This is a genomic window from Flavobacterium circumlabens, from assembly GCF_004345565.1.
GTDB lineage: Bacteria > Bacteroidota > Bacteroidia > Flavobacteriales > Flavobacteriaceae > Flavobacterium > Flavobacterium circumlabens.
Genome location: NZ_SLWA01000002.1, coordinates 288,552 through 302,863 on the forward strand (window position 1 = coordinate 288,552; position 14,312 = coordinate 302,863).

Below are 14,312 nucleotides of genomic sequence, written 5' to 3' on the forward strand. Positions count from 1 at the left end.
CTTTTTTTGTTTAGTTTCAACAGGAAACCTTGTTGAAAATGAGAAAGTAGCATGAGATTTAAAAAGCCCATACTGTTTTACTAATTCAAATAAATTTAAACAGTACAGGCAGTAAATATCACAAAGGTTATTTCATAGGCAGGCAAATGATTAATTGTTAGACAAAAAAATTTATGCAACACTAATGAAATAAAGAAGATTGCTAAGAATAAAGCAGAGAAAAATTAAGACCTAAAAAAAGGCGCGGAACTCAGCTTATATTGTATAGGAGGTACTGGCGGTACCTTTACCACAAATAAGTGAGCCCACGCCATAAGCGTGAGCATCTTACTTATCTTCTCGTGGTATTTAAAAACGCCAGTTTTCCTATACGAGATTCAAAGCGAATGCTTCAATATTGTTTTGAAGAATCGCAAAATTACATTTTCATATTTAATGTAATGACAAATATAAGAAAATATTTTAAATTACCGATTTCGGTAATGAAATAATTCATTATAAAATACAAATTGCAGAATAAAAGTGCAATTATGGAAGAGTTTCAAACTGAAAGAATTAAGGAATTAGTAGCTGCAAAAATAAAGGAGATAAAAGGAGTTACCTCATATGCCGAAATAGCTGGAAAATGCAATACGAGTCAGGCTAAAATTAGCAATGCAGCAAATAATAAGATAGATTGCAGATTAAGTACTTTTATTGAAATAGCAACTGGAATGCGAATACATCCAAAAGAGTTATTTGATATAATGTTTGATTTTGATAGTTATTATGCGAATCTAGATGGGGCATTAGGAAATGAACAGAAACAAAAAGAGTTGCCTTGATTTCGACTTAAAAAAATATATTCATAAAATAAGACGCTGGTCAGCATCTTTATTCTTCGAATAATTTTAACATCATAAATTTAAGCTATGCAAAAAACAACTAAAGATACTAGTGCAGTTCAAGCTATAACAAACCTTGCTAGAATCAAGAATTCAGAAATCGGATATTACATTGAGCATTATTTAAGTTTCGGATATTATCGGGTGCGGGTTAGAAATGGTGGATTGAATATATCATTCGAAAAAGTTCAAGATTTTAATGCAACTGGAAAGTTGACAGACGAGCAAATTCAAGAGGTTGCGAATAGCTTTGTAAAAATGAAATAATTTCTAAAAAATATAAAGATGCTTGAAAGAGCATCTTTTTTTATTATACGGAAAACCGTAATAGATAATTATAATTGTTTTGTATTTTTATAATATTCAATAAAAAATAATGATATGAAATATAAATTTGGAGGTAGAAATAAATAGTCAACAATGTCTCTACTATTTAGATTATAAGTGTTAAGCAGCAAAAATTAAATCAATTGAAGAAAATATGAACGAAAATAGAAAGAAATCAAGCGAACTACTGAAAAAGATAATTTCAAGTGATACTTTCAAGCAACAGGAAAATCTTGTTGCAGAAAGAAGAAAAAGTATTAAAACCGGCGATAATGTTATCCATTTACAATATCTAGGAGTCTTTGAAAATGAAGAGATTGAAGATATAAATCAAATACTAAAAAAAGCGGAACTTGAATTGAGTTCATATAATTATAGTGGGATTGCGCAAAATAATATTGAAAGCTATACTTTAATTACATTTTTAGTAATAAATCAACCTTTAATTATTGAACTTTTAAAAGGTTTAGCGACAAATGCAGCTTGGGATATTATTAAAGAAACTATATTTTTCGCTAGAGATAAAATTAAGAGAAAGAAAATCAGTAAAGTGACTTCTGCATCTGTTGAAGAGAAAGACATAACATTTGGTTTAAAAGTTAATTTAGATGAAAACACAAGTTTCAGTTTTGAACTAAAAGGAAATCTAAGTGACGAAGTTATTGAACACTCATTAGACAAAGTACTTGATTTCCTAAAAGATCAAAAGATCAAGACTACTTATCAAATTCCGGATTTTGTGAAGTTTTCTGAAAAAGATAACAAATGGGTTAAAATTGATGTGATGAAAGAAATTAAAAAGAAAAGTAAGAAAGGAAAATAATTAGAAATAGACTGTGACTTATAAATAATTATTAAATGGCCACTATTTCAACAAGTTTCGTTATGTTAAAAAATGTAATATAAAATGTTGATGAATAGTCGTACCTATAATTCAATAAGCTCTTATATTTTGGTTATTTCCTAAAAAATCACCAGCTAAAAGAGAACGACAAATATTTAAAATTGGAGTGGAAAACTATAAAAAAGGTAAGGATTTTGAAGACTATATTGAAAAAGTATATAGGCTACTTCTGATATTAGAAACAAACACGGATGAAGAACCAGTTGTAATTTCAAGAAATGTAAAGCTTCTGAGGAATGGTTACACGGATGAGATTGACATTTTATATGAATTTGTAAAAGCGAGAGTCCGCCATAGAGTGGCAATTGAATGCAAAAAACATTCCTCACCGATAGCAATAAACCAAATAAGAGATTTTCATGCTAAAATTTCAAAATCACAAAACATAACTGGTGTATTTATATCTAATAGTGGCTTTCAATCTGGAGCAAAAAGTTATGCATCGGAACACGATATAATTCTTATGACTACAGATGATCTTCCAAATTTTTTCAATCTGGTTGGAAGTCGTTTAAAGCAGATATTTTTACCAAACGAGCATATTATTGGAGAACCATTTTATGTACTTATGGAGCATAATAATGGAGAATTAACTGGAACTTATCATATTGTAAGCTTTGAAAAGACTCCAAAAGTAATTATGTTATTTTTGTCAAAAAAACTAGCAAATGAATTTATCACTAGAAATAAAGAATTTGATCTTACTCCGAGAAGCTTAAAAAAAGAATCCTATGATTATATAATACTTTTAGCAAAAAAAATCAATGTAAAGTTTCAATTGATTCTAATGTATGATGACTCTAAAAGAGAAAACTGTCATTCTTTATGTATAGAACCCGAAGATTTAAAAAGAGAATTTTATGAATAAAAGCAATGTATTCTTGGATTCAAAATAGATGGATTACTCATAAAGTTAAATAACAAATAAATGGAAAGAATTACCCCTGATAACTACAGTCAAGTTTTAAAATCATTTTTAAGTCAAAATAAATTAGAGGTTCGAAAAGTTTCAAAAGCAATAAATTGCTCGATTTCAACTTTGGAAAGATTATTAAACAATCAAACTACTCCGACTAATGAAATGATAAAACAAACTGGACTATTAATTACTTTAGGTTTTGTCAAATATTCTAAATTAAGTAATGCTGAAAAAGAAAAGTTTTCTGAAAGACTTGGAACTGTAAGTGGAGCTGGAATTGGATTCGGAAGTATTACAGCTGTAGTTGGCGGGTTAGGAACTGCTGGTTTATCTGGTGCAGGAATAATGTCTGGGCTAGCCGCTATTGGTGGCTTTGTTGGCGCTGGTGCTGCAACAGGAATCGTAGTTGTAGCTGCAGTTCCAATCTTAACTGGAATTGCTGGTTAGGGGTTAATAAAAGGAGTAAAAAATCTTACTGGAAATTATAAGCAAAAAAACATCGTTATTGATGATCACTGGGAAATAACTAAATAAATATACTAGCAATAACAGTGATTCGCAAGATTAAGGTTTTAGCAGTTAAGCTATAGTCTCAATATTCAGATAAAAAACTATTCATCATATTTCTTTTTTTATTAATATTGTTAATATCAAAACTAAAAAAATGAATAATAATTCCGATCCAAATAAAGCTAATAAGGATAATCGCTCTAATCAATTAAATCCAAATAATTCTGCTTACGATAAGTCTCGTCAAGAAAATAATTCTAATACTAATTTCGATGATGATGACGATTATAGTTATGTTCCACCAACTAATAATAGCGGTAATGACGATGATTTTGATGATAATGAAACTTACGGGGATGATTGGGAATTTAATCATGATTAGAATTAAGCTATAGCTATTATCTTAGACCAATTAATCTTACTCATTAAATCGCAAAACTATGACTAAATATAAAATTGGAATTTTAGCATATGGTTCTCTAATTGACAATCCTGGAAAAGAAATCGAGCCTATAATTATCGATAGAATAAATTGTAAAACTCCATTCAAAGTTGAATTTGCACGCACTAGTAGCTCTAGGAGTGGTGCACCAACATTAATTCCTTTTGAGACAGGAAATGAAGTTAAAGCTGTTATTCTAGTTTTAGAGAATTCTACCGATTTATCTCATGCAAAATCAATATTATGGAGGAGAGAAAGACATAATTTTGATGATAAAAAATATGTAGAAGTTATAACTCCAACAAATAACCAAGTTGTAGTGAAGTATATTAGAGATTTCGAAAATGTTGAAACAGTTATTTATACATCAATTGGGAAAAATATTGACGGAAAAGTAACTGCTGAGAAACTTTCGCAATTAGCAATTGAATCCATACTCAGCAAAGCCGGCGAAAATAAAAAAGATGGAATTCGATATCTATATGAATCAAAGAACAATTCTATTGTTACAAATCTTAGTCAGGAATATGAACAAGCAATTCTTGATAAGACTGAAACCAAAATACTAGAAGAAGCTATTAATAAATTGGATTTACAAAGAAAAAATATAGCCGATAGGTAACGGAGTGCTTTACGAGTAAAAGAGTTGTTTGAATTTTAAGTAACTATTTACTTTTATATCATTTAATATATTCTATCATCAAAACATTTAATAATAGTAAGCTGCGAATATGTTTAAAGCTATTTAGTTGTTTCAAACTCAAAGACAGTTTTCCCATCACCAGCAATCGCAATATAAGCATTGAATTTTTTACCAGATTTACTTTTCATTCCTTTAATAAGGGAGGTTCTTTTTTCATTGACCAATTTCTCTATATCAGCTATGCTCAAATGGATTCCGCAAACATTACGAAACTGTATCCATTTGCAATTGTCATCGGGACATTTGACAAGTATATCTTTGATGAGTAATTGGTTGTTTCTGCATTTAGGACAAATAAGAGCAGGTAAATTTTCAGTTGCTATGGAAGCATTAAGAAGTTCTGCAGTGATAGAAGTTGCATAAGCTTCAATTTCCTTTTGGAAGACATCAAAATCAATTTGATTATGTTCTATTTTTTCTAAAGCCAATTCCCATTCGCCGGTCATTGCTACATCTGCAATTTTTTTATCTTTCACAAGATTATACACTTGCAGTCCTTTTTCAGTTGGTATCAGGGATTTTTTTTGCCTCTGAATATACTTTCTGCTAAAAAGTATCTCTATGATACCAGCTCTTGTCGCGGGCGTACCTATTCCAATATTTTGTAACGCTTTTCGTGCATATTCACTTTCAATTTCCTTTCCGGCAGTTTCCATAGCAGATAAAAGCCCCGCTTCTGTATATAAAACAGGAGGCTTCGTTTTCTTTTCCAGTACAACGGCTTCTTTGATTTTAACTTCATCGCCAACTTTTAGTTCTGGCAGCTCCTGAATGTGTTCACTGTCTTCGTCAAAAAAACTTCCTTTAATGGCACGCCATCCTGCCTGCATGACTTTAGAACCTTTCAAAGAAAAATCATAATGCAAAACATTTAACGTTATGTCTGTAATTTCTTTTATGCTAGCCTCGGAAACCGCTTCTAATAACCGTAGGGCAATCATATCATAAATAGAATTTTCTTTAGCAGGTAATACAGAGGGTATTTTCTCTGTAATAAGAAGTCCATGATGATCGGTCACTTTCAGGTCGTTAACTATGCGTTTATTCAATCGTCCCCATTTTATTCTGGCAAAGGCTTCTTTACAAGAGGGTTTGTTTTCCAATGCTCTGACCAGATTAGAAATTTCATCCCAAAGATCTTCCGGGATATATTTGCTTCCGGTCCTTGGATAGCTGATGAATCTCTTTTCGTAAAGGCTTTGGACAATAGAGAGCGTTTCTTCTGCTGAAAAGTTCAGCTTTTTATTGGCCTCTTTCTGTAGGCCCGTTAGATCAAAAAGAAGAGGCGGATGCTCTGTAATGGTTTTACTTTCTACGGAAGTAACATTGGCAGTTTTGCTTCGCTGAATGGACTTGAAAATAGCATCAGCTTGTTTTTTATCATCCCATTTGTTTTTGGAGAGGCTAATAAAGTTAATAAACTCTTTTTGATGGCTAAGCTGCAGCTGCCAGTACGTCTGAATTGTAAAACTTTTGTTTTCCAAATATCGTTTACAGATTAAAGCCAGCGTTGGTGTTTGTACTCTTCCTAATGTATAAATACTATTACCTGCAGAAATACTGAGTGCCTGCGAGGCGTTGATACCTACAAGCCAATCGGCACGGCTTCTTGCCCTTGCGGCCAGATACAAACCATCAAAATCACTGCCTGGTTTAAGATTATCAAATCCCTGTTTGATGGCTTTCTCAGTAAGAGAGCTAATCCACAACCGTTCAAATGGTTTCTTACATTGCAGGTATTGGTAGATATAACGGAAAATCAATTCTCCTTCACGTCCGGCATCAGTAGCCACAATAATGCTTTCACAGCTTTTTATTACCTGTGCGATGATTTTAAGCTGTTTTGCAGCACCTGTATCAGTAACATAGCCTTTCTCATTTTTTACTTTTCGAACTTTTAACAGAAAAGGCTTAGGCAATATTGGTAAGACATCTTTTTGAAAGCCTGAAAATCCATAATCTTCAGGCAAACCAAGTCCTACTAAATGCCCTAAAGCCCAAGTGACTATATAACCATTTCCTGTAAAAAAACCGTTTTCCTTATTTGTTGCGCCTAATAATAAGGCTATTTCACGGGCAACACTTGGTTTTTCAGTAATCACTGCTTTCATATCTTAATGTTTTTTATGATTACATTTTTCTACCTTTGCTCTTGGCTGGTGTGTTGTCTTGCTCTTCCTGTTGTTTCTTGCTGTCAGGTTCTTTCTGTCCTGATTTTAGTGGTTCTGTGCTATTTTTAGTCGCCTCATTGGTTTTACCTTCGGAATTAACAGCTGTCTGGGTTTTATGTTCTTCGGCTGGCTGAACCTTCACACTGTTAGGATTACTAAATGAAAACCCGGCTTTACCGGTATCTTTATTGAAAGTCAGATACCCTTTGTATTCTTTACCTTGTTTATCCACCAATCCGTCTACATAAATGGTTTTTCCTGCTGCAAATTGTTCGTACTGCTGCTCACTGAGCTCTTTCCCTCGTATGGTTTTTGGAACTTCTTGGTTTTGCTGCTGGTTATTTTGGGTTTGACCAGTACTCTGGGTTCTGTCAAATTGGAATTCGACATATCGTTTATCGGCATTAAACTGGACAGTAGCATTAAATGGATCCCCTTTTTTGGAGATCATCCCCTCGATGTAAAGCGGTTTGCCTTCCAGTAAGGTTTGTTTTTGTTCTTCATTAAGTTTGATTCCTTTGATTTCATCCGGGATCTTTATCTTATCCACATGAAGGGCTACTAATTCATTGGTAAGCCTGTCTACACTGATAATTGAGGGAACTGGTTCTCCTGTTTTGAGATTGGTAAGATCTACAACACGCCCCATATTGCCGGTTTTAAGCAGGTTGTCCTTATCTTCTTTGCTAAATTCATGCCCGAAAAATGGAAAATTTAATGTTGGTTCTTTCCTTATACCGTGAATGGCAACTACAACCTGTCCTTCTTCATTTGACTGTAATGACAGCCTTGCATCCATTCGTGTGATAGCAGTTCCTAAATTAAGGCTGATGGGAACCAGTTCATTTGACTTGTAGCCTTTAAGTAACGGTTCAAGCAGATTCATCTTTTCTAGTTTTTCTTTGCTGAGCCCCAGATTGTTCATGGTATCCCAATCGATTTGTTCTGGTTTAAAACGATACTCGCTTGTTTCTGTTGTTGTTTGTGTTGTTTCCATGTTTTTATGATTTTCTACTTTGTTATCTTTTTGTAATTCCATCTTAACTTCATATTCTTTCATTAGTTTTTCGCCTTCGGGCTTTGGATTATCAATCTGTTTTTGCATTTCTGCAGCAATACCTACAGACAGCAATTGTGGCACTTTGAAAAAATTGAAACGGGTCGGATTTTTTAGCTGGCTAAAGAAATTGGAAAAGAAGTTGGACAGCAAATCTCCTTGTTTATCAACCCGCATAAATTGATTTTGATTTTTTTTATCAGCGGGAACTGTTTCCAATTCTCCATTTTTATCAATTCCTTTTACATCCACAATTTTCATTTTTTCCTGGTCCAGTACTAAAAGAATGTCTGTCAGTTGCTCTGGAGTTTCTTGTTTGGGTTTCTCTTGTTCACTCATAATATATTTTCAGTTTTGTTAAAGTAGGATCGAAAGTAAACCAAAGCTCAATAGCCAGACTGTTCAAGTCTTTTTGAGGCTTTATTTGTCCGGAATTGTCTTAATCTGTTTTCTAAGTGGAGCAGAAAAGCTATCGCGGACAAACTGGTTTACATCAGATAGTTTATAGTACAGTTTGCCGCTAATGGTATAATAAGGAAGCTTACCCGAGGATCGGTAACGCTGTAAAGAACGTGAGCTGACCTTGAGCATCATAAACAGGTCCTGACTGTCCAGCAATTCTTCCCCATCAATAGCGCTCTTTTGTTTTTGGGTATTTTCAAAGTGTTCGCCCAGTATATCGAAGCGATCCATTATACGCTCCATCCATGACATAAATTCCATTCTGTCGATATTCATAATAGCTATGTTTTATCAATTACTAATTCTCGATTAATGATCTATGCAAAATTGGAACGCATTAATGACATTTTCTGCCAAGGCTTGCCAATTGAAAAGTATTTTTTTTGAGATTTCAGAAAAACAAACAATGGCTTGTTTATCAACGTTTGTTCATTTTTGTTGGTTGATAAACTAAGGCCGCAGGAGTATTCTGCCAATGGGTGGATATGGGCAGGTAATAAAAAAAGCAGTGTTTTTATGACACTGCTTTAGCTAAGAATGATATGTATGAATTTTATAGATCTTTATCCATATACTGATCTAAGGAAGTTTTGAGCTGGTCTAAAAACAAAGTGCGATTACCTGAGCGTTCTTTCATACGGTGAAAAGCATGGTGGATATCTCCTAATTGGATACGAAACACGATTTGAAAGATTAAGCTGATTTTGCGGATTCCAGTTTTACCGTTAGAAATTGCCCCCGATACATAAAGTGCATAAATCAACTCTATCAGTGCATTTTTCGATTCTGTCCAGAAAACATCTTTTGTGGATTCAGCATTCTGCAAAACCATATCGGGCTTGTCAACAGGATTAATTTTGATAATCAGGTAATTGTAGAGCAGTTCATCCGCTATGATACGGGAAACTTTATAATCATAGTAAGTAGAAAATTGAGTATCAACTTCAAAAATAAAACTGTTAAGACCAGTGTTTAGATTTATTTTTCCTAATTTAAAAAAGTCATGGTCTCTGTCGGTTCTCCCTGACCGATAATACCGGTAAAAATCAGAATTGCAAATATGTTCTTTATATTCATTCTTCAAATGCTGCAATTCACCGGAAAAATATTTATAATACATTTTTCCTCCATTTACCGGACAGGATGTTTCTATCCTGTACACTTTATTATAGTAAATCAACTTTCCAAGTATTTGTGGCTTAATAATTCTGAAGAATTCGATTTCTTCATTTGCCTCTGTAAAATGATGCTCCAAAACTTGCTTTTTCATTCCTGACAATAAATCCTGCAGGAAAATAATCATACGATAGGACTCGTCTATTACATGCACGGATTCCAAACTGATTTCCTGTTCTTTTTTTACGATACTGTAAAGGACATCTTTGTAAGGGGATTGTATCATATTAATAATATTATGCAAACAATATAATTCCATCTTTCAGGTTCATTCAGATCTCAGCCTTAAACGGTACTCCGAGGGGGACATGAAAGTTGATTTTCTAAAAAAATTGCTAAAAGATGAGGAATTACAAAAATGTAATTCCTCAATAATCTGCAAAATGGTCAAGTCATCATTTTGAAGCAAAATTTTAGCTTCCAAAATAAGTGCTTCTTCGATAAACTGCTTAACGGTCTTATTGGTGACCTGCTGTACGGTTTTACTAAGGTGTCCTTTTGTTATTAATAATGCATCAGAATAAAACTTGACACTATGCTCTTTTGCACAATGAAGCTCTACTAGTTGTAAAAATTGGAATACCAGTTTTTCCTTTCGGGTATGTTTTTCTTTTACATTACAGGAATCTTTGCTGTATATTGAAGCAAGCACATACAACAAAAGATTGAAGCTCAGCGACAGTACTTCGTTATAAAATGGATATTCATTTGTTTTGTATCTTTTGTTTCCTGTTAAAGCAAACAAATCATTCAGCAAAAGAGAATCCTCATCCTTGAGCTTTATTTTCGATGGAAATTTTGCGATAAAAAATTCAAAGAAACCTATGTTTGGCTTTCTTATTGTATTCTTAAAGATAAAACCTGGTGTAAAAGAAAGTAGGGAAATCTCCAATGTTTCACTCATCAATACAATCTCGCAAGAAGTTCTAACCGGTATTACAAGCAGTTCACTTTGGCATAAGTAATACTCCACATGATTTGCCCGCAAGGTTATACATCCTGAATTTATCAAAATTATAATGAAGTAACTGCTGTTAAAATATTGTTCCAGTGCAGCTTTCGAACAAAACCTTTCAAAAGTAAAGACCTGCAGGTCTGAATGCCGGTATAATAAACTTTTCTTTATCAAAACATTAATTTTAAACATTTGCTGTGATAAACCCTAAAGAAAATTTTGGATCATCAGTCTTGATAGGAACTATTGGACATTAATATCCACATCAAGGAAACGGACACAAATAATAAGTTGGCAAGGTTATCTGTAAAAAACAGAAAAGCCAGCGGTCGTACATTACGGGTTTTAACCTCATTTATGGATGGATAACCAATCATTTCATCAAATTTCGACAGCTCATAAATGAAATAAAGCTCGATAAGATTAAAAATGATTAAAAACACGCAAAAAACAGTTACGATTCTTTTTTCAATCTTGGGTGATAGATACATGATTTCTCTTTTTATAAATTATTTTGAATAATTCCGGACAGCAAAGCCATTCTTACCGTTTTAAAAGTAATTTCATCTGTGGGGATAAAATTATCATCCCTGTTACCAATAGCTGTGTCCCAATCTTTATCCCCACGCTTTTTTTCGTAAAAAAGGGAAGAGCCTGCAATCGAAGATATAGCGAGTATGACACACTTATCTTCCGATGTATAGGAAGTATCAGTGCTAATATTAGATTGATAAAGTGCTATTGACTGGAGCATACTTTGGTAATCACCATTATTGAATTCCATAATGTTTTCAATAAAGTTTGACAGACTGGCTTTCCCTGCTGCTGTCATAGAAGGATTATCGACGTTTAATTCAAATAGTCCCTGCGATTGGTTTACTGCATTTCTGATTGCATCGATTGATGAATTGGTCAGGTTTAAATTACCCGCAACCAATGATACTGTTGTATTTCCAGTGGGATGGATCGCCTGATTAATTGAAAGAATTGATTCAGAATCGAAAGTACTCTGATCATAAAATTGTGATAGCAGCTGATCGATTTGCAGAGTAAGTGAATTTTTAGCGAAACTGGATACATTGGATTTACTCAGCTTAGAGGTTGAGCCCTCAAGGGAATTAATTTCTTTTAATTCGCTATCCGCTGTAAAATCATTTGTGCAGGAAATCGACAGAATTGTAATGGTAAGTACCCATAATGATAAATTTTTCATGATTAAATTTGTTAAATGTGACCGGCTACTTTTTTTTTCGCCAGTTCATTTCCCCGGGAAGCAGAACTTTTATTTAGCACGATGCCAAACATTTTTGCTTTTGAATTCGGGACAAAGCTAGAAGCTGGATTTCAATCTCGCAAAAGATGTATTGTCGATTTTCGGAAAATAGCATATCGATTTTCGGAAAATCCATACCCTATTTTTTAAAAATATTCATCTCATTATCAATTGTTTATATTATATTTGATGTTCTTTTTTTTAGAAAAACTGTTCAAGAACATTTCTGGAAGACAAAACCCCTTTCTTTAGAAATTATCTTACAATAAAATAGTATACACTTTTATCTTAACCTATGATTAAAAAATATCTACTCGTTTTTTTCCTATGCCTGGGAAATCAGATTACAGCACAAGAAAGTGCCTTTAAAATTCCGGACTCACTTCTACGTAAAGATTATGACTATCTCTATGATAGGATTGACCAATCGCAAGGTGATACTATCAGGCAGTCCTTGTATTTAAAATCATTTTTATTAAAATCGAAGTCTGAAAAAAATTTCGAGGAGATAGTCAATGGATACAAAAATTACCTCCATCATTCACCCGATAAACTAAAACTCATTTATGCCGACAGCATGATATACAGTGCTAAGCAGTCTAAGGAGAATAATCTTATCGGTTCTGCTTATTTGTCAAAAGGGATCGTTTACTATGGACTGAAACAACATGATCAGGCATTGGACAATTACCTCATTGCAAATGATTTTATTTCAAAAACCAAAGACAATTATTTAATTCATAAAGTAAAGTATACAATAGGCCATATAAAATATTATCTAGGTTTTTATGATGAAGCCATATCGTTATTTCGGCAATGCATTGCTTTTTTTGAAAAAGAAGATCCAAGAGGTTATCTAAACTCACTTCATTCACTTGGATTGTGCTACAACAGAATTGGGAATTATGGCTTATGTTCCCAAACAAATAAAAAGGGTTTGTCAGAAGGAAAAAGGTTGGGTATCACTACGATGGATTCTTATTTTATTCATTCTGAAGGAATTAATCAATATGCGCTCAAAAATTATAGGGAGGCTATCAAGCAAATCAACTATTCTTTAGCTATTATAAAAGAAAAGAAGGACTTTGCAAACCAGGCTGTTGGTTATTTTTACATTGGCAAAAGCTATTGGCAGTTAAATGAATATGAAACAGCATTGCCTTACTTTAAAAAAGTAGTTCAGATTATTGAAACTAAAAATTATATTCGGCCAGATCTTCGTGAGAATTATGAGCTGATGATACGTTATTATAAGTCTAAAGACGATCTGAACAACCAGCTTTATTACATACAAAAGTTACTAAACATAGACAGGATATTAGATCGCAGGTATCGATATCTATCCCATAAGATCCATAAAGAGTATGACACCAAAAAGCTGTTGGCAGATAAAAAAAGTATAGAAAATATTCTTAACAGAAGAAAACACAATGATTTGATTCAGGGTTTGGTTATTGCCTTCTTATTTTTTTCCTTAATCCTTTTACTATACCGGAATATAAGAAATAAGCGTATATACAGACAAAAATACGAAGAACTAATGACTAAAGGTAAATCCCCCAAAGTTGAAGAGAAACAAATAACAAATGTAATTGCTGATATAAATCAGGATAAAATAAAAACATTGTTGAAGCAATTGGAGAAATTTGAAAAGGACGACAAATTCCTCGAAAAAGACTTGACTTCTAGCAAATTAGCTGTAGCCTTTGGCGCAAATGTAAAGTATCTGTCAAAAATAATTTATCACTATAGAGGAAAAAAGTTCGTCGATTACATTAATGACCTCAAAGTAGACTATTTAATTTCTCAACTGCAAAATGATAAAGCAGTTAGAAAGTATACCAATAAAGCTTTGGCTGAGGAAGTGGGATTCAGCAGTACACAAAGATTCACCAACGCTTTCTTTGCCAGAACCGGAATGCCAGTTTCCTTTTTCATTCAGGAAATTAAAAAAGAAGAAATGACTCATTTAGATGAAAAACAGAATTCTAATTTGAAATCCAATTAAAATAATTTAATTAAAAGTTACTTAAAAACTATTCTACTATTTAATTAACAGTTTTACCAATAATTAAAATTATACTAGAATTTTCTATTATAACAATATAAGGTAATTGCACTTTTTTTATTTTAGATGTAATATTAGGGTATTATAATTCAAAAAAACGAGCATAATAGCACCTAATACGGATTAAAACTCTGGGAATTTATTCTAAATCAGTAACTTCTCTATTTCATTCTTTTAAATTAATATAATTTGGATTTTAACGCGGATAAATATATATTGATAAATAGTCTTCTTACGTTCGTAAATGTAAAATTCAAGTTCTCTTGGATGTCAATTTCAGATATATTTGAGTGGACCAATAATAGATAAAATATTCTTTATTTTCTTTTTATAAATAAAAAACATGTTCTATGTATTAAGAAAATTTTCAATAATTATACTCAACGGGCTATATATAAATCTGAATATAACAAATAAGATTTCAAAATCGGGTTAAAAAAACGAGATAAATATTTCTCCAA

General features: G+C 32.6%; 15 protein-coding genes. 8 read left to right on the top strand and 7 right to left on the bottom strand.

What is annotated here, in order from left to right:
- Positions 1–530 precede the first annotated feature (530 nt).
- The 7 genes from EV142_RS05825 to EV142_RS05855 all read left to right on the top strand — a co-directional run bounded on the left by EV142_RS05825 (position 531) and on the right by EV142_RS05855 (position 4,608).
- On the top strand, positions 531–824 hold the full coding sequence (locus tag EV142_RS05825; RefSeq protein WP_127337584.1) for a hypothetical protein: 294 nt from the start codon (positions 531–533) through the stop codon (positions 822–824).
- Positions 825–911: 87 nt separating this feature from the next.
- Positions 912–1,151, top strand: coding sequence for a hypothetical protein (locus EV142_RS05830; protein ID WP_127337583.1), 240 nt, complete (start codon positions 912–914; stop codon positions 1,149–1,151).
- Between the two features lie 214 nt (positions 1,152–1,365).
- The gene (locus EV142_RS05835) at positions 1,366–2,034 is read left to right on the top strand and encodes a hypothetical protein (RefSeq protein ID WP_127337582.1); all 669 of its coding nucleotides are present in this window, start codon (positions 1,366–1,368) and stop codon (positions 2,032–2,034) included.
- Positions 2,035–2,221: 187 nt separating this feature from the next.
- On the top strand, positions 2,222–2,983 hold the full coding sequence (locus EV142_RS05840; RefSeq protein WP_158286300.1) for a restriction endonuclease: 762 nt from the start codon (positions 2,222–2,224) through the stop codon (positions 2,981–2,983).
- A gap of 60 nt (positions 2,984–3,043) precedes the next feature.
- Positions 3,044–3,481: a hypothetical protein gene (locus EV142_RS05845; RefSeq protein ID WP_127337580.1), complete on the top strand. Its 438-nt coding sequence runs from the start codon at positions 3,044–3,046 to the stop codon at positions 3,479–3,481.
- A 217-nt stretch (positions 3,482–3,698) separates the two neighbouring features.
- Complete coding sequence (locus tag EV142_RS05850) at positions 3,699–3,926, top strand: hypothetical protein (protein WP_127337579.1); 228 nt, start codon at positions 3,699–3,701, stop codon at positions 3,924–3,926.
- Positions 3,927–3,984: 58 nt separating this feature from the next.
- Positions 3,985–4,608: a hypothetical protein gene (locus EV142_RS05855; RefSeq protein WP_127337578.1), complete on the top strand. Its 624-nt coding sequence runs from the start codon at positions 3,985–3,987 to the stop codon at positions 4,606–4,608.
- A 119-nt stretch (positions 4,609–4,727) separates the two neighbouring features.
- Here EV142_RS05855 and EV142_RS05860 read toward each other — a convergent pair whose 3' ends face one another.
- The 7 genes from EV142_RS05860 to EV142_RS05890 all read right to left on the bottom strand — a co-directional run bounded on the left by EV142_RS05860 (position 4,728) and on the right by EV142_RS05890 (position 11,723).
- Entirely contained in the window at positions 4,728–6,800 is a 2,073-nt protein-coding gene (locus tag EV142_RS05860) for a type IA DNA topoisomerase (RefSeq protein ID WP_127337577.1), read from the bottom strand.
- Between the two features lie 19 nt (positions 6,801–6,819).
- Positions 6,820–8,256: a DUF4099 domain-containing protein gene (locus tag EV142_RS05865; RefSeq protein ID WP_127337576.1), complete on the bottom strand. Its 1,437-nt coding sequence runs from the start codon at positions 8,254–8,256 to the stop codon at positions 6,820–6,822.
- An 81-nt stretch (positions 8,257–8,337) separates the two neighbouring features.
- Positions 8,338–8,655, bottom strand: coding sequence for a helix-turn-helix domain-containing protein (locus EV142_RS05870; RefSeq protein ID WP_127337575.1), 318 nt, complete (start codon positions 8,653–8,655; stop codon positions 8,338–8,340).
- A gap of 277 nt (positions 8,656–8,932) precedes the next feature.
- Positions 8,933–9,781 carry an RteC domain-containing protein gene (locus EV142_RS05875; RefSeq protein WP_127337574.1) on the bottom strand — a complete coding sequence of 283 codons (849 nt, stop codon included), beginning with the start codon at positions 9,779–9,781 and terminating at the stop codon, positions 8,933–8,935.
- Between the two features lie 42 nt (positions 9,782–9,823).
- The gene (locus EV142_RS05880; RefSeq protein WP_158286301.1) at positions 9,824–10,684 is read right to left on the bottom strand and encodes a helix-turn-helix domain-containing protein; all 861 of its coding nucleotides are present in this window, start codon (positions 10,682–10,684) and stop codon (positions 9,824–9,826) included.
- Positions 10,685–10,737: 53 nt separating this feature from the next.
- Positions 10,738–11,001 carry a hypothetical protein gene (locus tag EV142_RS24210; protein ID WP_127337572.1) on the bottom strand — a complete coding sequence of 88 codons (264 nt, stop codon included), beginning with the start codon at positions 10,999–11,001 and terminating at the stop codon, positions 10,738–10,740.
- 11 nt (positions 11,002–11,012) lie between these two features.
- Complete coding sequence (locus EV142_RS05890; RefSeq protein ID WP_127337571.1) at positions 11,013–11,723, bottom strand: hypothetical protein; 711 nt, start codon at positions 11,721–11,723, stop codon at positions 11,013–11,015.
- A gap of 355 nt (positions 11,724–12,078) precedes the next feature.
- On the opposite strand from EV142_RS05890, the gene EV142_RS05895 reads away from it, so the two are divergent.
- Positions 12,079–13,791: an AraC family transcriptional regulator gene (locus tag EV142_RS05895; RefSeq protein ID WP_127337570.1), complete on the top strand. Its 1,713-nt coding sequence runs from the start codon at positions 12,079–12,081 to the stop codon at positions 13,789–13,791.
- Positions 13,792–14,312: the final 521 nt, after the last annotated feature.